Below are 21,008 nucleotides of genomic sequence, written 5' to 3'. Positions count from 1 at the left end.
TGAACAGTAGATCAAAAGAACTCAATTAGGTACTTTAAGCTACCGGAACTACGGATATAATTAACCCCTCAGTGTAGAGGTTCTGAGGGGTTAATTCCTAGAAGGGAAAGTCATCCTCATCCCTTAACTCACTAGGTTTAAGAGGCAATAGATAACCAGCTTCTCGTAGTAATGTATGTAGTGCTTCTCTACTAATTTTTATTAGGTCATCCGGTGCTACGACAACCCTTATACCGTCTCCAAGCTCCTGGCATACGGTCACAATCATACCATCATATGTTGCTGTCTCTTTGATGTAAGCCTCAACTAATTGCTGGATCAGTAGGAAGTTATTTAACCTCTCTTGGAAGTCGGGATTGGGATTATCCCCGTTAGGTAAATAAACTAAGTTATCTGTTGTCAGTACCATCTTGCTTCCTCCCTATAACCCTAATTGTCCGGGTTTGGTATAAGGAAGAGCAGGAGGATAACCTGATCTCATATTTAATGACGGTATAACGGTACTAGTCATTATCCCTAACAACTCTAATGCTGTTGTCTCTACTAGAACTTCCCCATCAGATCCTATAAACTGAACCTGACATGATTCTGGTTCGTCTAGGTAGATATTCTCTATCTCCTGAGCAATCAGCTTTCTGCCTAGCTCTTTAGCTATTTCCTGTACAAGCTCTAGGTTCTGAGTTAGTTGTGAATTTGCATTCTGAATTTGTGCCTTTCTTGGCATACAATTCTCCTTATATTTGCAGGGTTATCAATTAATTACTATTAGTAATCTTGATGAATTGAGACCCCTCAAATATTCCTCTAGATTAGGCGAAGGGGATATGGAAGAGGAATAACCTAGTAAACCGATCCTAAACAAAGAAAATAGAAATGACAACTAAATTTTAAAATTGATTTTACTATCCCAAATAGCATTATTATTGTTATCTATCTTCTATATATAGACATAAAAATAAGGTCTAATTAGACCCCTTAATAATATTATTAATATTAGATAATTTGGGATTATTGGGGATGGTCATCTACATTGTCTAGTAATTGAACTTGCTCTCTTATGAACTCAGAGTATTCAGGAAATATCCGTAAAAGAAGACTTGGCTCCACTCCCATCTCGTGTAGATGGAACTTAATAACGCTCTCTACATAGATATCATCAGCAGTCTTAGAGTTGTTCTGTTGATCCATATAATCCATGTCCCCCTCTAAATAATTAAAAAGGGCCTAAGTATAGACCCTTTAATTATTATGATCGATAATTTGAGTTTATTTCATATAGGTAGTATTATATCTCCTCTAATTACCAGTTATAATAATTCAAATAAATCATTATCTAATAATCAATATAAAAGAAAAGGGGATTACTAATTAGTAGTCCCCTTAAAGGTTAAGAGAAATGGTGTATTTTAGATAACTATTTATTCAGATTGAGCCTTTCTTCTAAGTCTTCCAACTTTTCTTGAATCTTAAGTAACTCGGAGATGATAAATCTCTGATCAGCTTGAATATCTAAGATTGTATCTACTAGATCCTCTACAGTGAAGAGGACTAATCCTTCTCCCTTTACATCTTTGATCAACACTTCATCAACCTTCTTTGATATAGCGTCCTCAATATTACTGAGGGTTCTAATGATTGTCTTAAGCATAGATTTATAACCTTTTATTTAATTCTATGCTTTTAATATATAGAAAGAATGATGGTATTTAGTAGGCACTTATTTAATAATATTTACGACTAGCCTATGCAATTATATTATTTGAATACCTTGAGCTATTTGGATAATGCTTCTTATTTCATTTTTAACATCTTGCTCATGCATTACAGGATAGCTTTCCGATAGACTTACTTCCATAATCCCTTTATTAGTTTTAATTCTTAAGCTAATTTTATGGGATGTATAATTATCATGTTCTGTCTTTTCCCAAACAATAAACATATTCTCTTTACCTGGGACTTTATCATAAACATTGCTATATAAATAATTAGCTTTAGATTTGTCTACGATTATAGCGTTATATTCTCTTCCACCCGTTGCTCCTGGATTATTCTTTAAACAATTGAGGAGTTGATAAGTTCCATTATCTGTAAAATGTATAGAGCCATCTACTGCTGCCATAGCTCTATAATTCGCTGGAATATTAATAATAATGCCAAACTTATTCAACCTTAGAGTTCTTTGAACATTGGAAGGTTCTTCAAAAGGATAATTACAGTGAATCGTCCTTTTCTTCTGAGCTGATGCTGGAGATATTAATGAAGTATATCCAGTGCCTATTAATATTGCACCTAGAGCTAGGATAACTAATAGTGATGATTTACTGAGTCTCATTGATATATACCTCAGGTAGATGCTCCTCTCTCTATCGGACTGAGAGATAGAGATTAATTAAACCTGCAAATACAGACTACTACTAGCTTAAACATATGGTGTAATACACTACCTGAGAAAATATACTGAACATAATAATGTTCAGTATGTTAGGGTTGGGTGATTGCACTCTAGAATATAAGTCATTTAAGTAGATATAAAAGCTATATAAAATTATTTAATGGATTATTATCAAAGTTATGTCTTTCAAAGATGCCTCAACGTTTTATGAGAAAATGAAAGGGGATGATAAGTTTAATCAAAGAGTAAAAGATTTAAGTATAGAGGAAATGGCAGTATATGCTAAAAAAGTAGGGTTAAATTTTACCGAAGATGAGCTTTTAAAAGTAATGGGAGATGAAGTTACAGAAGAATATGTAAGACTTATGAAGATCAAGGAAAGAGAACAAACAGAAGCCGTCAAGGTAGTAATCATGGGATTCCTTGTTGTATCTGGAATTATCTGTTTACTTATAGGAGCTACAGGTGGCTTTCTATTATGTTTTATTGCGGCTTCATTAATAGGGCAAGCTAAATTGTAAACAATAAATTTAACCCAACGTAATAATAAGGGTTTCAGACGTTAAAACGATGTAATTTTAAATGGCTGAATTCCTTACCCAGTAAGGATTACAGAGATTTTTTATCTATAAATATGGATACTTATACTATCTATCTATCTATCTCCTTCCTTATCCTCTCACTCCTCTACCTAACTCCCCTCCTCATTTCTCCTCCCCTTTTTCCTCATCTCTCTCCTTTAATCTCACTTCTCAAATAAAAAAGGGAGTGATAAACTCCCCTTACATTAAATCTATTTCTAGGTCAGATACTTCATCCTCAATATCATCATCATCTAGTTCAAGTAACCTTTTAATATCATCAATCCCCTCCAATGGCTTCTCATCCAACTTGGCATATTTGAGTCCTGACTTCTCAGCAGCTTTCTGTACTGCCTCATCAGGTATATCTCCCACTGTTACTAAGCCATCATGTTCATTACTAATAACTTGATAGTCATACTGCAAGCTCAGTAAGGTAAGTTCATGTATGAATGCAGCTTCCTGACCCTGGAGAACAAATGCAGCTAAGGTCGATTTTAATTTCCACTCTGATTCTTTCTGTAAGTCTGTAATGCAGAGAGTTTTACCTGTTGGGTTCTTTACATATCTCTTCCCATTCTTAGCAGCATAACCCATCTTTAATGCCCAGACTTTATTAATTCTCAAAGGATTGAGGACTTCTTGTTGTTGGTTGTTGACTTTGGTAACTACATCCTTAACTCCTAACATTGGGAACTTAGCTCCAGCAGGAGGTTGTTGGAATCCTTCTTCTTTAAATCTGCGAGTAGCTATCCCAGTAACACCAGCAGAAGCAGGAACCTCAACATCATCTAAATCAATTACATAGGGATAGTAGAAGCTAGAGTGACCTTGAGGGGAAGCATATAAAGCAGCCTCAGTTTGGACATCTGCAATAGATAAATCTGCACCAGCATCTATTAAAGCTACCCAATCAAAACTGGAATCAGCAGCCAAAGCTTCCATTGCGTTACCTACTGCCAAACGGTCAGATTGAGAGGTTAACATTTGGAAAGCTTGAGGAGCAATCAAGAAACCTTGAGTCCACTCATCATCTGCATCAAAAGAATTCTCAATTGAGTAAATATAATCAGTAGCGGTAGGAGTTGTAGGAGTCACATCAGCTACCGTCATGTTAACTCCAGTTACAGTAACAGTTAAGTTAGCTAGAGGATTGTCTGCTCTAACAATTACTTCATCTGTGTCAGTCCCAGCAATCGCAGTAACAGCAGAAGCCACAGCAGAGTTATTAATAGCAGCTAACAAACCTGAAGCAACACTAGATAATGTCGGAGAGGGAGAAGCAGGTGCGGTGTAAGTAACCTGAGTTCCGTTAACTGTAGTGGTGTAAGCTCCAGCAGCAGCCGTATCAATAGTAATCTTAAATCTTTTAGCAATAGGAGTTCTTACAAAATAAAGAATTCCTCTTTTATCATTTCTGAAGAATAATTTAACTGAAGCTTCAGAAGGGCTAGCACCAAACACATTAGTAAAGTCAGTTAGTGAAGTTACTTGAGTGGGTGTTAAATAATCCCCAGAAGCAGAGGAACCTATCATGTAAACAGCTTGGTGAGAAGCTAATTCTAGGGATCTATATCCCATCGTTGTTTCCTGGACCTTAACCCCAGGAGCAGTGAACGAACTAAAAATCGTTGTCATATTTAATTAATCAAAATAGTAGAGTCTTCTATATAAGTTGAGTTATCAACTGGCTTGAAATTAGGTTTCGCTCTATTAACTCTAATTTGTAATTCTTGTAGAGAAGGAGGATTATCAGTGTCAAAGTAGCCTGGAGGTTGTAGGTCACTAATATCAGGTAAATCCGTAGTCCTAAAAGTAGCATCAAAAGCAAAGTTGAGATAGATTAACCAATCTTTATCCTCATCTTCTGTCCTAGCCACAGTGATAGAATCTTCTATATCTGCTGGCTGAAAAAATGTAATATCTGGGTCAGGAGACTGTAGTAGAGAATATATATGAATGGTAGAAAGCATTCCCTCAAAAGCTGCCCAAGGTAGTTCATGAAATGCCATCTGACCAGGAAATAGATAAGTTAACCTATAAGGAAACCTACCTTGAGTCTTGATTAGATTCTGTCCCTCTCTGATATGAACTAAATTCTGAACAGGTAACTCAATAGCTGTATTTGCAGGATAACTTTGGTTATTTACTTCAAAATAATAGCTATCTGGGTAATCTAAATCCCATTGATAAATAGCAACTCTAATAGTTAGGAATTCTCTGATTTTTTGTCTTACTATCTGGATATTCATTGTGGTTTCCTATCCCTTTCCCTCTGTAGAATCAAATTCCAGACTGTTGGGTTACTATCTGATAGAAATACTAATTTATAGAAATCAACCCCGTCTATGGCTTTTGTAGTGGGGTTAGAATAGATAACCTGATTATTCTCACTAACAGGAGGGTCAATAACAAACCTTACTTTATTATTTCCACCAGGAGTAAATAAAGATTTAGGATAGACCCTTGGTATCTCTACCTGGATATCATTAATAGATAGAAAGATTGAATCAGCCCCCTCTACAGCTACTTGTAAGTTGGCAAATCTAGGAGATACAGAAGTAATATAAGGTTTAGGGATTATTAATGTATCTACTGGCTCTAATCTTTTAGTAGTTGTATTGTAAATATTGTGTCTAACTAAAAGATGCCTACGCTGAGGTAAACCCAATTTTTCATCAACTTTAGCCAGCTTATTCTCTACTAAAGCAAGTTTTTCATAAAGCATTTACTTTAGTTTATTTGTTTTATTAAGTAAGGTTTGGTTTAGATGTTGCCTTACCTCTGGAGTTGTCTTAGCCACCATCCCTACTCTTCTCTCCACAAAAGTAGAATAATTAACAGGGTTATCTAACCTAATAGAAGTTTTACCAGGGGCAACATACCATCCAGCCTTTAATCTCCCTGTCTTTACAGGGGTTCTATTCCTTAATCTATTCTGAGCCCAATCTGCGGTTTCTTGTAAGGCTTCTTCTATAAGGTCTTTTGTTAGGTTCTTCTGTTTAAATAAAGGACCGGATGTTTTAATATGATAAGAAATCATAAAATTAATTGATGCTTTATCTACCAATAAGATAAAGGTTTCTTCTTATTGAGATATCTGTTAAAAATCACATCAATCTTAAGGATATAGGCTAACTCTTGGAGTAACCTAGACCCTTCAGATTTCATGTGTCTAATATGTTGAGAGTAGGACAGTTTAGCTCCTCTACTTTCAGTTACATAACTAGTTTCCCTAGCTTCCTTAAGTAGAAGGTCAACATTCTCCAATTCAGTAATTATTTCTAAGGCTCTATCAACAACAGTCTGAGTGTAGTTAGATGTTAATTGATTCCTTACAACATCGGAGAGGATGGAATAGCCCAAGAGACGTTCAAAAGTCTCCACTTGGCTTAAAGTAAACTGTGCCATTGTAAATTAAGGATTACTGGGTAATAGCAGAGAGGCATCCACCAAATTTAGGTCTGTTAAATACCTGTAATTGAGGCATAACATAGATTGCATATTTTTCTGCTTCTGGGTTGCCAGAGGGTAAACCAGCAATAGCAATATGCATACCTTGTCTAGATTGAGTGTCTTTATGAGAGAAGGTGTAAAGAGTTACTTCTGGCTCATTAACAAAGAAAAGTTTGTTAGCAGGACAGTATGGGTCTTGAATAATAGGACGACCAGCATAGAAGACTCCAGTGTAACCAAGGTCAGCTTGACCAGCAGGGAGTTGATTAGTAATGCTTACATTAGCAGCAAATAAAGCTTTATATTTTTCAACAATCTCAGGGGTAGTATAGATAGCTGTAAAGTTACCCCCTTTACGAGCAATTGCAGTCTCCATATTAGACATCAAGGTTGCAGTCAAAGCTCTGTTAGAACCATTAGTATTCAGAACAGCAGACCACAAAGTATAGGTAGCTGGGTCAATTCCTGCATAAGCAGCATTAGCTACAACAGCATCTAAACCAACAATACCACCATGAGCAGATATACCAGTACCAGTGTAAACACGACCAGAGAGAGCTTCCATAATAGCTCTAATACCTGATTGAATCTGGTAAGCAAACAAGTCTCTTAAAGCACCTTTACCAGCAGAAGCAGCTTGAGCAATATGGGTTTTCCTAATTACAAAAGAATGACGCAATCTATCAACACCAATAGGTAATTGAGCATCTTTTACAGTATCTTCACTGAAGGTACTAACATCAGTGGTATTAGCTTCTCCAACTACACCAGCACCACCATCATTTGCGTTCCATTTAATTACTTCTTGGCTGATAGTTCTCTTTTGAAGTCTGCTCACCATTGGGTATTGATTGAGGGACAGACTAGCAATCTCTTCATCAACAACTAGTTGAAGAGATGCAGCAACATCAACAATATTTGTCATATTCTGTTTAGATTAATTTTTAATGTTTAAATATTTACAAAAGCTTGCATTAAGGCATCTGCGCCAGTAAGCTTTTGTTCTGTACTAACTTGAGTAGGTTTAGTTTCAATAGAATCTGAACCTTTGACACCAGAAGCAGGTAGAAAACACTTCCCTTCTTCTGTGTTTAAGTAATTATTTAAAGCATCTTGTAAAGAGAAAACACTATCACCTTTTTCAATAAACCAACTACCATTCTCTTCTCTAAGAGAATCACTATACTCTGCTAAGAACAATTTCTGTAGTGCAGAAGGTCCTAAAGTCTTTAAGCTAGCGATCGCTTGAGAAACAGCTTGAGATTTCTTAGCATTGAAAGCTTCTTTATCTTTCTGTGCTAATTGATTAGTAAGGTCACTAATCTTTTGTTGAAGAGATTTTAGAGTTAGCTTATTAGAATCCTCTTGGATTTCTCCTTCAGGAGATTGAGTAGATTGGCTAGCTAGAGCTTTCTTAATATCTTTAGTTAAAGATGCTGCCAAACCTTTGTTAGCTGCTGTAACTTCTTCTTTTAATACAGCAAACTTTTCATCAATTAAAGCTTGGACTTGTTCAATTGTTAATTCCATATTTATTTGTTATAAAATTCTGGTGTCTGTGTCAAATCCCCACAGTTGGGTAATCTAGCTTATGGCTTACCTAGTTGCCAATTTGAGGTATCTAATATATAGAAAAAGTGTACAAAGATTACTGAATATTTTCAGAGAGGGTTGGAATTTGCTCAGGGGATTTCAGGAGTAATTTCTCTATTTCATCAGCAATCTCTTGTTCCTGTTTAGCGGAAACATTACCTACCAATTCTTTAACTATCTGTTGGTAAACTAATTTGAAAGCAGTTGGAGGTAACTCCCCTTTTAACTTATTAAAGTCAATCTTAGCTATAGAATCTAAACTACCTAATTTAGTTGTTAAGTTACTTCGTTCAAAATTACTTAATCCAGTAACAGAGATATCTTCATAAGGTAAGCCTGCTGATTTAGCTACCAACTGTAAGAAGTCCTGATAGGCTTCTGTAAGGATTTCACCATAACTTTTCAGAACAACATCCTGCTTATGGAAATCCATTTCTTTAGAAACCCCAGATTGGGTTACTGCCCCTAATTCAGCACTAAACCCTCCTATACTTATTAAATCCTTGACTTGGGATTCTATCTGTCTCAAGGAATCCATTAAGTGAGGGAGAATGTGACCTTGAGGTTCATTCCATTCAAATTTCTCTAAAGGTAGTACATACTGTAAACCTGTAGGAATAGTTTGCTCATCAGAATCTACATAAGTATCCTCTAAGTCCCCATCTGGTGTCTGAATTCTCTTATAAGTTCTTTGGAAGTAAGCCAGCGTTAATAAATCATATTTTGAGCAATCTGTTCTTAAGTGTTCTAAAGCCTTAGCAGCAGCTTGGTCAGCTACCCATAAATCATCAGCAACCTCAACTTTGAGAACAGGAATAGTCCCTAAACCATGTTGAACTAATCTAGAGATAGGAATAGTAGTCTCATCATTAACTACTTCATCCCCAATCTTAGAGATGTTTCCGTAATTATCTAGCTCTACAAATGCCTCATAACGGGCTACAAAAGTGTTATCAATATAAGTCCATATAATTTTCTTTTTAGGGGCTTCTAGGGGATTAGAAGTGTCATCTAGAAGCTGTCTGACTTTAATCCACTGTAGTTTTCCTTTACTCTCACTCCAGTTAGTAACCTGTAGAGCAGAGTACATAACTCCATAAGGTCTAATCCCTAAAGCTTCCTCTTGAGCTTTGTTTTGAATTTCAACATCTACTTTAGGTTTGTCTACATGTAAGTAGACTTTCTTAAACTTCAATATTTCCCTAAAAATATTAGAGATAAAACTCTTCTCAGATTTCTTTGCTAAGTCTATATTCTCTCTAAAATCTTCCCAAAACTTAGCAACCTTTTCATCCTCTACACCAGAGACAACTAAAGCTGAATTACTAAGTCTAGAAACTTGGTCTGAGATAGCAGAACCTAGAATGTTTAAATAAGTGTACTTATTAACTCTAGCTTCATAAACTTCAGGCTCTTCTCCTGGACGTTGAGGTAGGAATTTTCTAATAGTATTCTTTAATTTAAAACCTCCTGAAACTAGGAGGTCTATATCTTCTAATGCAGGTAAATGTCTAGAGTAATCAGGGTGCTGACTCTCTAATACCTGTAATTTAATTCTTTCTGGATACATATTTTTATTTCTTAGCTTCAATAGCATGATGCAGATTAACTAAGGCATACCTAGCTGCATCTACTAAGTGATCTGTTTGGTTTTCAGCAGGTTTGTTAACTATATTTCCACTTCCATTTGTAGCCCTATGGTAATCTTGAAATTGGGACTTCACTTCAGACAGGGAATCTTTAATAAATAATCTATCTTGGTAAAATAAAGAGTTTATTATCTCACAACCTTCCATAACTTTGGTTGCATTTCTATTAACCTGTTTAGTTCTCAATAATCCCTCTATATTCCTTTGTTTCCCCAAGTTTCTAGCTGCTTTTATGGATGCTGGTCTATCATCAGGGAGGTAACATCTTCTAACATTATATTTGGTGCAAAAGTTAGCTACTTTATTGAGAACCTCATCTTGGACTACAGGTTGACCAGTGGAGTTATACCAAGAGTCAATTATATAAAATTTAGAGTAATCTTTTGTTAACCCTATGACTGCGATCGCTGGATTCGTATCCCCCCAATCCACTCCTATATAATAGGTAACTTCAGAAAGGATGCTGGTAGTGAAATGTTTATTAGATAACTGGTCAAAGATTTGTCCATCAAAGTCCTCAAAACTAGCCTCCATCTCCTGTCTGTAGGATTTAGGGGGAAGGGTTAGTTCAGCTTTCCTTAGAAAACTTCTTGGTACAAAAGGATTATCCTTAGTAACAAAGTGGTAGTAAGACCAATCTTTATTTAGTTTGGCTTCTAGGTGGAAGTTATAAAGCCAATGAGTTTTACCTTTTGGGGTTCCTATTAGTAAAGCCTTAGAATTAGGTGTGTCAGCTAGAGCTGGGTATAATACATCCTGCCAAGCTTTCAAGGGGAAGTCCTGTACTTCATCAACCCCAACATAAGCTATCTTTAGACCTCTAAGGGAGTCTCCCTGGTTATCAGCCCCTCTTAGAAGAATATCAGGTTTACCACCTTTCAGTTTTACCCTAAAGTCTGTTCTAGATATACTTTCTACAAAAGGTTGCCCCTCTAGTAAATTCAATAAAGGTTCCCAATGGATAGCTCTACAAGCCTTCAAGGTAGGCATCACTATTAAGCAAACTGGAGGGGAAGCTGGGTCAATAGGCTGATTAAAAGAAAGGGCTGCTACTAACACTGAAGTTAATAACAACCTGCTTTTACCAAACCTTCTTCCTGAAATTAATAACTTAAATCTTTTAGGGTCTAAGAAAACTTGTTTTTGCTTCTTATGTAAGCTTAAATTAAATACATTCTTCATCCTTTAACTCCTCATCTTCTGGAGTTTTTGGAGGAGCCGCTTCTGAGATATTAATTACATAGGTAGCTTGTCCATTATCATCTTCACCTACCTCTTCCCTGATAGCTTTAATAGCATTAGTAGCAGTAATAAAATCTTTCTTATTTATAGTTAAGACATCTCCTCTGGCAGTCTGCACTTCAAAAGGATGCCCATGTATAGATTTCCTAACTAAGTCCTCTAAAACTCTTATTCTATTGAGTTTTGAAGTTAGAGTTATCAAACCAACTTCCTCAGCTTGTTCCCTTAATAAAGCTCCATTTAACTGAAGTTCTCTAATTTTATTCAGAGAGGAACTGATAGTTAGTTTTAGCTGCTCCTCTGAAATCTCATAACCAAACTTATCTAGGAAGACTGAATTAATGTACTCAAGATTTACATAAGGCTGTAAAGCATACAAAATGATAATGAAATCTTTAGCAGCTTTCTCTAGAGTATTCTTATTTTTGGTTCCTGGTCTTCTTGGCATACATAAACAAAAAGGGGCTGCTTTTGCCCCTCTGAAAATTAATTTATTATTCTAATATATAGGTAATCTGTACAATTTAAATAACCTGTAAGACCTCCAAAGCAAGCGAATCTAAAGCATTTATAAATAATCTACTGACCCAAGTATCATAATTAATAATTCTATCCTTGTGGAAATAATAATGTTGTAGCACTTGTTTAGCTTTGTCATTATCTAAATAATAATTTTCAATAGCAGCCTCATAAAGTGTACCTAACTTCTTAATACAACTTAGTAAGGTAGCTGAATCTAGCTGACCCCATAAAGTATTAGTTGGGTGTAGGTGAATTAGGTTTCTATACAGCCTATCTATGTAAGGTTCTACATTATCTAATTGCTTACTGTAGAATTCTTCTAAGCACTCTCTTAAGTCATCTATATCAATATAAGAAGTTGGTAAATTAGTACTGTTTATCATATTCATAATCTGTTAAATAATATTTAAATCTTTCTCTTTGAATAAATTCTTGTTTTGTTAATTTCTCTATTTTTGCATCTGTAAATAAAGGAATATTAGAGTGGGTTAAATCATTTTTAATAATATTTCTTAAATTTAAATTCATCCATTCTCTAATAACTCTTTTATCTCTGTCAGATACATCAGGATTTCTAAGGTACTCTTTAATAATTGGTAGGATTCCATTTTTGTTTTTTGTTTTTATGTAATCCTTGCCATACAGGTTTCTAAATTTGTATCCTAAAGTGGTAAAAGGAATCTTAAATATAGAACTTAGTTTTCTTAAGGAATAACCTTGCTGATATAAGAGAAATGCTCTATCAATTACACTCATATATCTCTTGGGTTAACTATATTTCTAATCTACTAAATACTTCTGGTGTTTAGTGAGCAAATTAATCAATACACTTAACACTTGATTTTCTAATTCAAGCAAGCTTGTCTCTTTTGAATTATTAATAGAAAACTTATTAGGAATAAAATCAAAATCCTTAAGTGTGATATCCTTATCAGTTTCCAATTGCTGTCCTCTATCTCCCTTCACATGAATTAGGACAGGAGTAAATTTATGTAGGACTCTTTTTATAACTTCTATTTCTGAATGTTTTCTAACATCAGTTAAGATTACATTAGTATCCTGCTCTAGAATCTGCTTCATAACGTAACCAGCAGTTAGGTAACTTCCAGAAGGATAGATTTGTTTCCATACATGGAAAGCGTTATAACAAAGGTCTCCATATGTGAAATCTTCTAGCTCACCAGTCACAGGATTCTTTACTCTGGATTGCTTAAAATAGTAATCATCTAAACTAAACTCTGGGATTCCTAACCAAGTCTCAAAACTCGCCTTGAATGGTCTGGCAAATTTCTGTAAAGTAGCTGATAAATGTTTCTGAATCAATTCAGCTACAGTATCCTTACCTACTCCAGATTTAGGACTCCAGACTACAAACAAATAGTTATTCATTTTTAAGATTCCTTATATTTATCAGAGAGGGAGAATGAAACTCCCCTTTATTTAATTAGGCTGCTAACTTTTTTGTAGGGAAATGTAACACTTTAGATTCCTCTTGAGGTAGTTGAGGAATAGTTAGTAATTTCTTAACTGTGTCATTATCCTCAACCAGCATCTTATCTACAAAATAACTGTCAGTTGGGTGATACTTTCTAGCTTTCTCTAATAGAAATAAACTTAACTTTCTTACTGTCCAGATTTCTACATCATCATATTGTTGACATCTAACTAAAGCCTCCTCAGTTCCACCAAAAGGAGCTACCATAATTAGTTTTATATTAGAAGTACCGTACTTTAATTTAATTAAGTCAGGATACCTTTTAGCTTCAACTGCCATCACTAAATCTTCTAAAGTAATAATGTCTTTCTTTAACTCATAAGTTGTGACAACTTTACCTTTACTCTTATGAGGCTGAACATGAACCAAATCAAATCTTCTATGTTGAGTCCTTGAACCTGGATAATCCTCAACAGAAATCTCAGCAGATAACTTATAAGGTGAGTGAGCAGCTAGGTAGCAAAGATCCCTTTGTAAGTGTTCCTCTTTGGAGTAACCTGAATTGTAGATTAATGTTCTATCAACTTTAATGATAGGTGCAGTAAGTTCTTCAATATCTTTCTTAATTGAGCTTCCTATTGCTTTAGCCCCTAAAGTTTGGAAATCTTTAGCTGCTTGGGTTGTACCCTGAGTTAGATAACTATAAGCATGAGTCCAATCACCAACCCAAATAGAGTTAATTCTACCTAAGCTTTCTCCCCACATTTCTTGCCAATTCTTCTTGAAGGTAGCTAGCTTCTCCCCCTCTAATTTAAAACCTCTACCAGATAAGGATTCTGACGAGGTGCGCTCTCCGCACTCTGTTAATTTAACCCAATGACTTTTATAATCATCTAAATCTAAACCTTTAACTTTTGATAAATGACTCATTACAAAGTAAGCACTACCACCATCCTTATTAGGAACCCATTTAAGTTGGTACTTTTGAGTTAAATTACAAAGGTCTTCTAATATGGTTGAGTCTGCATTAGGATTAGCAGCTAATATTGAATTCTTTAATTTAATAATATCCATTTCCAATTAACATAAAAATAACTTTATATTATTAAAATAACAATAAATTATTGTATTTAGTGTGCAAAAAATAAATAAACTAAACAATAAAAAACCTCCCATTAAGGAGGCTATCTATTATTTATAAATTAATTAATTAATTAATTAATTAATTAAAATCCCTTTCTGAGAATCCCCATTTAGTTAATAGTTCCTCTTGTTCTTGAAGGTCTAACTCTTCTATATCCTCTAATTGAAATTCACAATCTTCTAATCTATCAGCTATCTTTTCTAACTTCTGAAGAGTTTTAGATTGTTGGGTAGCTGTGACTGCATTATCAATCTCTAAAGCTAAAATGGCAGCTACAGTTAAGGGAATATTTAATGTACCTAATCCAGTTAATGCAGTAGCTCCTAATAAAGTAGTCCTTACAGGTTTGGAAGTAAGATTTCTAAATATATTATTCATAAGATTTTTAATTCCTTTATTTTTATCTTGATTAAAGAATAACAAAGGAGTAGATGTATATAGTAGGCAAGAATAAGTAGTTCTGAATTTAGAGACCTAGACTTTGTTTACTAAAACCCCTTCGGGGTGTCGGAGAGGAGAGAGAATCTAAGGGGCAACTTTATTTAGTAATCTAATGTTTAGCATCCTAAATTAGTAACCATCAGTCCCCCCTTAGGAGTCTTTAGTGAGGGGACTACTAAATATAGACATAAAAATAGAGGGTGTTCCCCTCCTTAAAAGAAATGATATTTTTGATTATTATCATTTATTCAGTAACTCAATGATAGCTGAGATAATACCTGCCAGAAAAAAAGTTGCCCTATTTGCAGTAATAAACTGCCTTATTGGTTTGAGAAAACTTTTAACTTCCTGTTTTGTATTTTCTGAACCAATCTTCTTTTCCCAAACGTCTACTAAATCTTTAGGAAAGATAAAGTGGACTATGTATTTGGTGTAGTAAGGGTCAGGGTTAGAAGGACTTAATGGAGGAGTTACTGTGTAATATACCATCTCTCCTGAAGAAAGAGGGAAATAAAGGGACTCTATATTAGTCAGTAAAGAAGTATGAGCAGTATCACCAGGAAACTGACCTTCGTTCATTAGATCAAAGAATTCCTTTTTATAGGATTCTCTGGTTTCTATAGAAGCTAACTGTAGCTGTTCTAGAACAACAGGTAAATGTTCAATGGTCAGGTTTTGTTTGGGATTCTGATGTTCTTTTCTGAAAATCATTGTTACTCTCTTTATCTAGGGTGATTAGTTCTGGAACCAACCCCTCCATAATGAGATGCTCAAGTATTGCAGATGCAAGCTGCTTCTTCTTTACTATCTCATCTCTAGTTGGAGGTCTTGGACCAGATAATTTTATGAATCTCATACTCGTAACCTTCGTTTGCTTTAAATTGATAGGTGAACGCTCGTAATAGAAAAAGATTATTCAATTGTCAAATTAATGAGATTTCCCTCAAGAAAAAACAAGCCAGAAGGACTAAGGATACAAAACAGTGTTCAACATCTGACTGGAGGGAACTCCTAAGATTAGGAGGGTGAAAGTTAAAAAGTTCCTGATGCTTCTTCATTGGTTACACTCTCAACTCGATATGATGTCAGTAAAATGTTATACCTTGGATAAAATCTCAATTGACTATCCAAGTAACATGAGCCTACTCTAACCAGACTCAGCAGTATCCTGTTTACGGTAAACAAGCGTACTGATAGGTAGAAATCCGAACAGTACACCTTGTAGCAAGTAGTACAAGTGTACAGTTAAAAGACTCTACTAAAAGGTACAGTAAGTTGACTGGAATTATGTAGTTTTCTATTTAAGAGGTAAGCGACCAACTTTCTCATAAACAGAAGGGATATTTAAATCCAATATTAAACGAACTAAACTCATAGCCATTTTACGGTCTTCAACGTTCTCATCAATCTTTTTTAAAGCTGCTAAAACTCCGGTTAATTTATCTCTGCAAGACTCTACACAGGAAATTATTGATTTAATATCTTCAGGGTTAAATTCTGAAGTTTCCATAATATCTACCCTCAATTTACATTTATAAAATATTGTACAAAATTACTATATATTAGTAGTAATAAATTAATTATCTAACATGAAAGATAACCAAATTATTTTTAAAATAAGTTCTAATACAAAGGAGAACTGGCAGAAGATAGCTAGAGAAAGAAATCTATCTCTGTCAGCTTTAATAGTTGTAGCTATGGACAATTATATTAATCAAGTTAACTAAAAGAGTTGCCTACATCTTGCAGCTATATTTAAATTAATATTTAAGTAGAGTAAGGGATTTTTAAAGATTCTAATTTTATTCAAGCGTCACAACCCATTCTCTAGTTAATATATATAGGTTTTGGTTGTGACAGTAGACGAAACCCTTACACAGTAAAGAATACAGGTTTTAAAGGTTATATAAAAATAGTTTTATAATTAATAGTTTTGTGAAAGTAGATGAAGTATCCCTTCCTTTCTGAATAGAGGGAAAACTGCCTATTTCTTACCCTATCTATGTGCTACTATAATAATAGTGAGGGATAGGAATCTAGAGCCGACAAAATGAGATGGTTAGTTACTCATTTTCCCTCCTTATCTAAGAACTAACAACCAGCTTATAAGGCTGAGTAGACTATCTAACCGCATCGTAATTATTATGAAATCTATTATTCTAAATCAACAATATTTGTCTTTTGAGAATCCTGCAACAAGAGTCCTAATTGTACAATCTGGTAAGGGAACTGGAAAAACCAGATGGCTCCAGGAAAATGTATCTGAGGAACCTGCACTCTTCATAACTCACAGGATTGCCTTAGGTCGTGACATTGCTACTAGAAATAAATCAGCATTCTATAAAGATGGTGGTGTAGCTTACCAATCTCCTAGATTAGTAATCTCTGTAGATTCCCTCCATAATTTATTTAACTCAGAGGTCCATCATGGGGCAACTATCATCCTAGATGAGGCTACTCAAGTTCTCAGACATTTAAAAGGTGAAACTTGCAGAAACTACAGAAAAGAAATCTACTGGACATTAAATCAAAAAATCTACCACTGCAAGCAACTAATTTTGTTGGATGCAGACATGAATCAGGAGACTGTAGATTTCTTTGTAGGGTTGATGAATTGGGGTGGGGAAAAGGTTACTTCAGAAGATATCACCTGGGTTAAGAATGAATATTCCTCCAAGAATAGAATCTTCAGAGAGTTTCCTAGTGCGGATGCCCTAACTCTAGATTTGATTAATTCTGTCAGAGAGGGAAAGAATATCTATGTTGCTTGTGACACCAAAGGTCAGGTCAACCTAGTAGAAGCTATCCTAAGAAAAAACACTCCTGACGTAAGGATGCTAACAGTTACCTCTGATGATTCTAGAAACCAAGAGCAGGCTGAATTCATCAACAATCCTAATGAAGCTCAGAAGCAATACCAAGTTGTAGCAGCCTCCCCATCCTTAGCCACTGGAGTTGATGTCAGTGAGGAACATTTTGACCTAGTTTACCTATTTGGTAACGGTTACGCTTCTGGAGCAACAGACCTACTTCAGGCTACAGCTAGAGTTAGAAACCCTAAAGACAGGGAAGTAAGATTCTGGGTTAGCCCTAATCTACGTTATGAGGAAGAAAACTGGGAAGAAATCCTCAAAGGGATAGTAAGACGTAGATTTGGATTTCCTAGCATTCCTCAGTCAATGAAGGATAAAGATATCTGGGAAGCTCATTTAGGTTTGGATTATAATCCTGTTTCAAATGAAATCAAGGTATCAGATAAAAATTATATAGAAATGTTTTGTAAAGTTACTGCTTTAGAAAACGAAAGTTTAAATAACCTACATGATTCCTTCATTGATAAAGTTAAAAAGGAAGGTAAATTAGTAAAAGTTCACTTAACTAAATCTCAAGAAAAGGTTATAGAAAGAGCTAAGGAAGCCACTAAAGAATTAAAGAAATCTATCAAAAGAGAACAACAGTTAGCTATCCTCAATGCTGAGGCTATTGCAGAGGATGATGTACTTTTACTTTTGAAGGAAGAAGATTTAAGCCAAGAGGAAGCTCTGAAAGTTAAAAGATACAAACTTCTGGACAGGGTTGGTGGGATAGAAGAATTTCTACCTCTAATTGTAGAGAATGAAAATAAAATATTTAGAGCAACCTACCTCTGGAGTTTACTCAGAGGGGATGTAGAAGAGTTAGAACTCAAGGATCAAAAAGATAAAATTAAAAAGTTTGCTACTGATGTTAGTTATAGGGTTAAAACTAAACAGCTACTTGAGGACTTCCTAGATGTAATTAACTTCAAGAACAGTTTTGAATTAGGGGAAACTCTGAACTGTGACCATAAACCTTACCTATTTGGTAATCTAGCTAACTGGTTTACTACTCGTAGAGTGGAATTTGAAGATTACTTAGGTGTAAAAGTCCCAGCAGATATCCAAGAAAAGCCAATGCAATTTGTCCAAACTCTGTTAGGTTTGCTAGGACTAAAAGCTAACTCCAGGCAAAGAAGAGTGAATGGGGAAAGGGTTAGAGAATACTACATTGATACAGAATCAGTAGAAATAATGAATTCCATTATGGAAGCTAATGAAGCTAACAAGCAAAGAAGGCTAGAGAAGCAAAGAGAGGAGATGGCTGCAATGCCTTTCTAACCCAAGTTATCTAGATATTTTCAGAGAGGGGTGAGATACAAAATCCGCCCCTTTTAGGCTACCTAAACCCCAAGAATTAAGGTGTCACAACCCATTTTCTAGTATTGTATTATAGATTTTGGTTGTGACAGTAAGCGAAACCCTTATACAGTAAAGGATACCGCTATTTTGATTTAGTAAATTTTTACTTTAGTAAGATTAGTTTAGGGAGTAAGATATTCCTTTCCTCTCTGACTAGAGGGGCAATCACACTCCCTCACTTTTTTCATTTTCTCGACTCAAGTAAACTTGATAAACTTTTACTTTAGTGAAAAGTTTAGTTTTGAAGCTGTTTATTATCCTTTTCTCTTCTGTTTACTTTCTGCCCCTTCTTAGATACTTATAGTAAACTAAACATAAGGAGGATGTAACTCTTATATAGCAATTAATCTATCAAATATCAAATCAAAATATTAAGAACATAGTTTTTATTGGCTTAATAGATATTCTCATAACCTACATTAACTACATATTACAACCTATAATATCATTCACAAGGTTTTTCATATCAAAACATAGTAGTGATAATCCTGATGTGAAAACATATATAGCAGGAGTATAACTTAATAAAGGAGATGGGAGATTCACTTCTCCCCGACAATATTAAGTTATGAAAGACAAGGTAACTCAGTTAGTTTTGGCTTTAATACTTTTATCTAGTTGTCTATTTGTAGTAAGTCTAGGTGGCACATTACCAAAGAACTATGGAGACATGAGCTTATGCAACCTAAAAGCTAATCAGAGAGGAAGGATAAAAGGTATTGTCACTTCAGTAGTAAAGGAAGGTTCAAAAGCCCAAGTTTACTTAACTGAAGGAAAAGAGGGATGCCAAGTCTTGGTCTACTACAGATATAGTCAATTAGGAATCATTCAAAGAGATGCCAGAGTGACTATACCTGTAAAGGTAATAAATAGTGATACTGCTGAAGCATTAGGAGAACCAACATTTAATCCTGATGTAGTAGACCAGAATGGGAATCTACCAGAACACAAAACAGTAATAGTTGAGATTAATCAAGAACCTAGAGATACCTACTTAGCCTTTAGAACCAAAGATGAAAATGGGATGCCGTTCACAGAATCCTTAGCTCTAGGTAAATTCCAAGGAAGAGTAGGTACAGGCAAGTATAAAGTTTCCTATGTAGGGGATAGGATAGTAGAAATGGAGAAGATTGTTGAATGACACTGATTATAGGAATTCTAATAGGAGGATTTTTAGGAATCTTCCTAGCACTCATACCTGGGTTTAACATTGGATTTGCTTTCCTGTTTTCTATAACTGTTCCAGACCCATATCTAGGATGTGGTCTAGTTCTAGGAATAGAGGCTACCTCAGTAGTAGTAAAGAGTCTAGGACTACTGTCAGGAATAAACAATGATGACTTTCCTGATAAAGTTATTGAAGACAGTAACAAAGTTCAGTTAGTATGGACTGCTGCGTTTTCTTACTTATTCGGAAAACTATTAGGGTGTGCTATGGCAAGTTCCCTAATACTATTTGGGGATAAGGAAGTATTCACAATAGGTGTCGTACACAAAAGTATGGCACTTGCTGTAGCAGGATTCGTTTGGGCAGGTTTAATATACGCATCAGGTAGTAAAAAGCTAGCAGGAATTATCACTGTAATAATAGCAATCCTGAGTATTGCTACAATGAATCTACCTATTGAACAACCAATGTTCATATTAGTTAGCTCCCTATTCATAGGAAACTCCTTAAGGTCTATCAGAAATAGAAGAAAAATAAAGATAAATTCAGTAGAACCTACAGGAGACTTATTGATTCATTGGGGAGGAATACCAGGAGGACTACTAAGCAGCCTACTATGGGGATTACCTACATCAGCACTTTGCAGAAGTATCCAAGATGATTTAAGTCCAGAACTAATCATGTCACAAGGAGCTTTAGCAAACGCAGTAGCTTCCTCCTTTGGTTTAGCTATTCTACTAACTACAGGAGGAGCTAGAAGTGCATCAGCAACACAAGTCAGTAATCTAGACCTATTATTCAATAGATGGGAAACTATAGGAATTCTAGGAGCTTCCTTTTGTCTAACCTTGATAACGTACATTTTCTTTAGACAGATAATGAGGATATACATAGGATTCAATAATGCGATTCCCTACTTCTTTCAGATAGGAGTAGTGATTAGCACGATAGGTTTCCTTACAGTAACCTCATCAGGTTGGTTTATCCCATTAGCCTTAGCAGGATTAATGATTAGTAAACTAATTAAGTTAGCTGAGGCTCCAAAAGAGCTAACTCTAATAGCAACCTCAGTGTTACCCATAATTAGTATCTTCAGATAAATAAATAAGTAAGCTATTGAGTTAGTTTAATTTTTATTTTATTAATAAATTTTTATTTTAGTATAGAC

General features: G+C 35.0%; 25 protein-coding genes. 4 read left to right on the top strand and 21 right to left on the bottom strand.

Annotation, left to right across the window (positions count from 1 at the left end; all coding sequences use genetic code 11):
- Positions 1-97: 97 nt before the first annotated feature.
- The 4 genes from ACQFX9_RS14415 to ACQFX9_RS14400 form a co-directional block, all read right to left on the bottom strand.
- Positions 98-409 (bottom strand): hypothetical protein, encoded by a 312-nt coding sequence (locus ACQFX9_RS14415; protein WP_427162632.1) that lies wholly within the window; start codon positions 407-409, stop codon positions 98-100.
- 12 nt (positions 410-421) lie between these two features.
- On the bottom strand, positions 422-724 hold the full coding sequence (locus ACQFX9_RS14410; protein ID WP_427162631.1) for a hypothetical protein: 303 nt from the start codon (positions 722-724) through the stop codon (positions 422-424).
- A gap of 690 nt (positions 725-1,414) precedes the next feature.
- Complete coding sequence (locus ACQFX9_RS14405; protein ID WP_427162630.1) at positions 1,415-1,648, bottom strand: hypothetical protein; 234 nt, start codon at positions 1,646-1,648, stop codon at positions 1,415-1,417.
- A gap of 102 nt (positions 1,649-1,750) precedes the next feature.
- Positions 1,751-2,332 (bottom strand): hypothetical protein, encoded by a 582-nt coding sequence (locus ACQFX9_RS14400; protein ID WP_427162629.1) that lies wholly within the window; start codon positions 2,330-2,332, stop codon positions 1,751-1,753.
- A gap of 239 nt (positions 2,333-2,571) precedes the next feature.
- On the opposite strand from ACQFX9_RS14400, the gene ACQFX9_RS14395 reads away from it, so the two are divergent.
- Positions 2,572-2,913 (top strand): Nif11-like leader peptide family natural product precursor, encoded by a 342-nt coding sequence (locus ACQFX9_RS14395; protein WP_427162628.1) that lies wholly within the window; start codon positions 2,572-2,574, stop codon positions 2,911-2,913.
- A gap of 261 nt (positions 2,914-3,174) precedes the next feature.
- Here ACQFX9_RS14395 and ACQFX9_RS14390 read toward each other — a convergent pair whose 3' ends face one another.
- From ACQFX9_RS14390 to ACQFX9_RS14310, 17 genes are all read right to left on the bottom strand, one after another.
- Positions 3,175-4,554 carry a hypothetical protein gene (locus tag ACQFX9_RS14390; protein WP_427162627.1) on the bottom strand — a complete coding sequence of 460 codons (1,380 nt, stop codon included), beginning with the start codon at positions 4,552-4,554 and terminating at the stop codon, positions 3,175-3,177.
- 59 nt (positions 4,555-4,613) lie between these two features.
- On the bottom strand, positions 4,614-5,225 hold the full coding sequence (locus ACQFX9_RS14385) for a hypothetical protein (protein WP_427162626.1): 612 nt from the start codon (positions 5,223-5,225) through the stop codon (positions 4,614-4,616).
- Positions 5,222-5,701, bottom strand: a complete 480-nt coding sequence (locus ACQFX9_RS14380) for a hypothetical protein (protein WP_427162625.1) — start codon at positions 5,699-5,701, stop codon at positions 5,222-5,224. Before ACQFX9_RS14380 ends, ACQFX9_RS14385 begins: the two co-directional genes overlap by 4 nt.
- Complete coding sequence (locus ACQFX9_RS14375; RefSeq protein ID WP_427162624.1) at positions 5,702-6,043, bottom strand: HK97 gp10 family phage protein; 342 nt, start codon at positions 6,041-6,043, stop codon at positions 5,702-5,704. It lies immediately after the preceding gene.
- The gene (locus ACQFX9_RS14370; RefSeq protein ID WP_427162623.1) at positions 6,037-6,384 is read right to left on the bottom strand and encodes a hypothetical protein; all 348 of its coding nucleotides are present in this window, start codon (positions 6,382-6,384) and stop codon (positions 6,037-6,039) included. Before ACQFX9_RS14370 ends, ACQFX9_RS14375 begins: the two co-directional genes overlap by 7 nt.
- A 13-nt stretch (positions 6,385-6,397) precedes the next feature.
- Positions 6,398-7,354 (bottom strand): phage major capsid protein, encoded by a 957-nt coding sequence (locus ACQFX9_RS14365; protein ID WP_427162622.1) that lies wholly within the window; start codon positions 7,352-7,354, stop codon positions 6,398-6,400.
- Between the two features lie 26 nt (positions 7,355-7,380).
- Positions 7,381-7,959: a hypothetical protein gene (locus ACQFX9_RS14360; protein ID WP_427162621.1), complete on the bottom strand. Its 579-nt coding sequence runs from the start codon at positions 7,957-7,959 to the stop codon at positions 7,381-7,383.
- Between the two features lie 118 nt (positions 7,960-8,077).
- Positions 8,078-9,619 carry a hypothetical protein gene (locus ACQFX9_RS14355; RefSeq protein WP_427162620.1) on the bottom strand — a complete coding sequence of 514 codons (1,542 nt, stop codon included), beginning with the start codon at positions 9,617-9,619 and terminating at the stop codon, positions 8,078-8,080.
- Positions 9,597-10,853, bottom strand: coding sequence for a hypothetical protein (locus ACQFX9_RS14350; RefSeq protein WP_427162619.1), 1,257 nt, complete (start codon positions 10,851-10,853; stop codon positions 9,597-9,599). Before ACQFX9_RS14350 ends, ACQFX9_RS14355 begins: the two co-directional genes overlap by 23 nt.
- On the bottom strand, positions 10,837-11,361 hold the full coding sequence (locus ACQFX9_RS14345; RefSeq protein WP_427162618.1) for a hypothetical protein: 525 nt from the start codon (positions 11,359-11,361) through the stop codon (positions 10,837-10,839). The genes ACQFX9_RS14350 and ACQFX9_RS14345 overlap by 17 nt, the downstream gene beginning before the upstream one ends.
- A gap of 76 nt (positions 11,362-11,437) precedes the next feature.
- The gene (locus tag ACQFX9_RS14340) at positions 11,438-11,824 is read right to left on the bottom strand and encodes a hypothetical protein (RefSeq protein WP_427162617.1); all 387 of its coding nucleotides are present in this window, start codon (positions 11,822-11,824) and stop codon (positions 11,438-11,440) included.
- A complete protein-coding gene (locus ACQFX9_RS14335; protein WP_427162616.1) occupies positions 11,802-12,191 on the bottom strand; it encodes a hypothetical protein in 390 nt (129 codons plus the stop codon). Before ACQFX9_RS14335 ends, ACQFX9_RS14340 begins: the two co-directional genes overlap by 23 nt.
- A gap of 24 nt (positions 12,192-12,215) precedes the next feature.
- Positions 12,216-12,824 carry a hypothetical protein gene (locus tag ACQFX9_RS14330; RefSeq protein ID WP_427162615.1) on the bottom strand — a complete coding sequence of 203 codons (609 nt, stop codon included), beginning with the start codon at positions 12,822-12,824 and terminating at the stop codon, positions 12,216-12,218.
- A 55-nt stretch (positions 12,825-12,879) separates the two neighbouring features.
- Entirely contained in the window at positions 12,880-13,944 is a 1,065-nt protein-coding gene (locus ACQFX9_RS14325; RefSeq protein WP_427162614.1) for a hypothetical protein, read from the bottom strand.
- 148 nt (positions 13,945-14,092) lie between these two features.
- The gene (locus ACQFX9_RS14320) at positions 14,093-14,392 is read right to left on the bottom strand and encodes a hypothetical protein (RefSeq protein WP_427162613.1); all 300 of its coding nucleotides are present in this window, start codon (positions 14,390-14,392) and stop codon (positions 14,093-14,095) included.
- A gap of 303 nt (positions 14,393-14,695) precedes the next feature.
- A complete protein-coding gene (locus ACQFX9_RS14315; RefSeq protein WP_427162612.1) occupies positions 14,696-15,166 on the bottom strand; it encodes a hypothetical protein in 471 nt (156 codons plus the stop codon).
- A gap of 586 nt (positions 15,167-15,752) precedes the next feature.
- Positions 15,753-15,965, bottom strand: coding sequence for a hypothetical protein (locus ACQFX9_RS14310; protein ID WP_427162611.1), 213 nt, complete (start codon positions 15,963-15,965; stop codon positions 15,753-15,755).
- Positions 15,966-16,599: 634 nt separating this feature from the next.
- Here ACQFX9_RS14310 and ACQFX9_RS14305 point away from each other — a divergent pair.
- The 3 genes from ACQFX9_RS14305 (at position 16,600) to ACQFX9_RS14295 (ending at position 20,940) form a co-directional block, all read left to right on the top strand.
- Entirely contained in the window at positions 16,600-18,591 is a 1,992-nt protein-coding gene (locus tag ACQFX9_RS14305) for a plasmid replication protein, CyRepA1 family (protein WP_427162610.1), read from the top strand.
- Positions 18,592-19,240: 649 nt separating this feature from the next.
- Positions 19,241-19,813: a hypothetical protein gene (locus ACQFX9_RS14300; protein WP_427162609.1), complete on the top strand. Its 573-nt coding sequence runs from the start codon at positions 19,241-19,243 to the stop codon at positions 19,811-19,813.
- On the top strand, positions 19,810-20,940 hold the full coding sequence (locus tag ACQFX9_RS14295) for a hypothetical protein (RefSeq protein ID WP_427162608.1): 1,131 nt from the start codon (positions 19,810-19,812) through the stop codon (positions 20,938-20,940). Before ACQFX9_RS14300 ends, ACQFX9_RS14295 begins: the two co-directional genes overlap by 4 nt.
- The last annotated feature ends 68 nt before the right edge of the window (positions 20,941-21,008 follow it).

Origin of the sequence: Aliinostoc sp. HNIBRCY26 (assembly GCF_050235535.1) — a bacterium.
In the GTDB taxonomy this organism is placed as follows: Bacteria; Cyanobacteriota; Cyanobacteriia; order Cyanobacteriales; family Nostocaceae; genus Trichormus.
The sequence above is the reverse complement of the archived record's forward strand: the minus strand, read 5'-3'. Positions and strand labels throughout refer to the sequence as shown.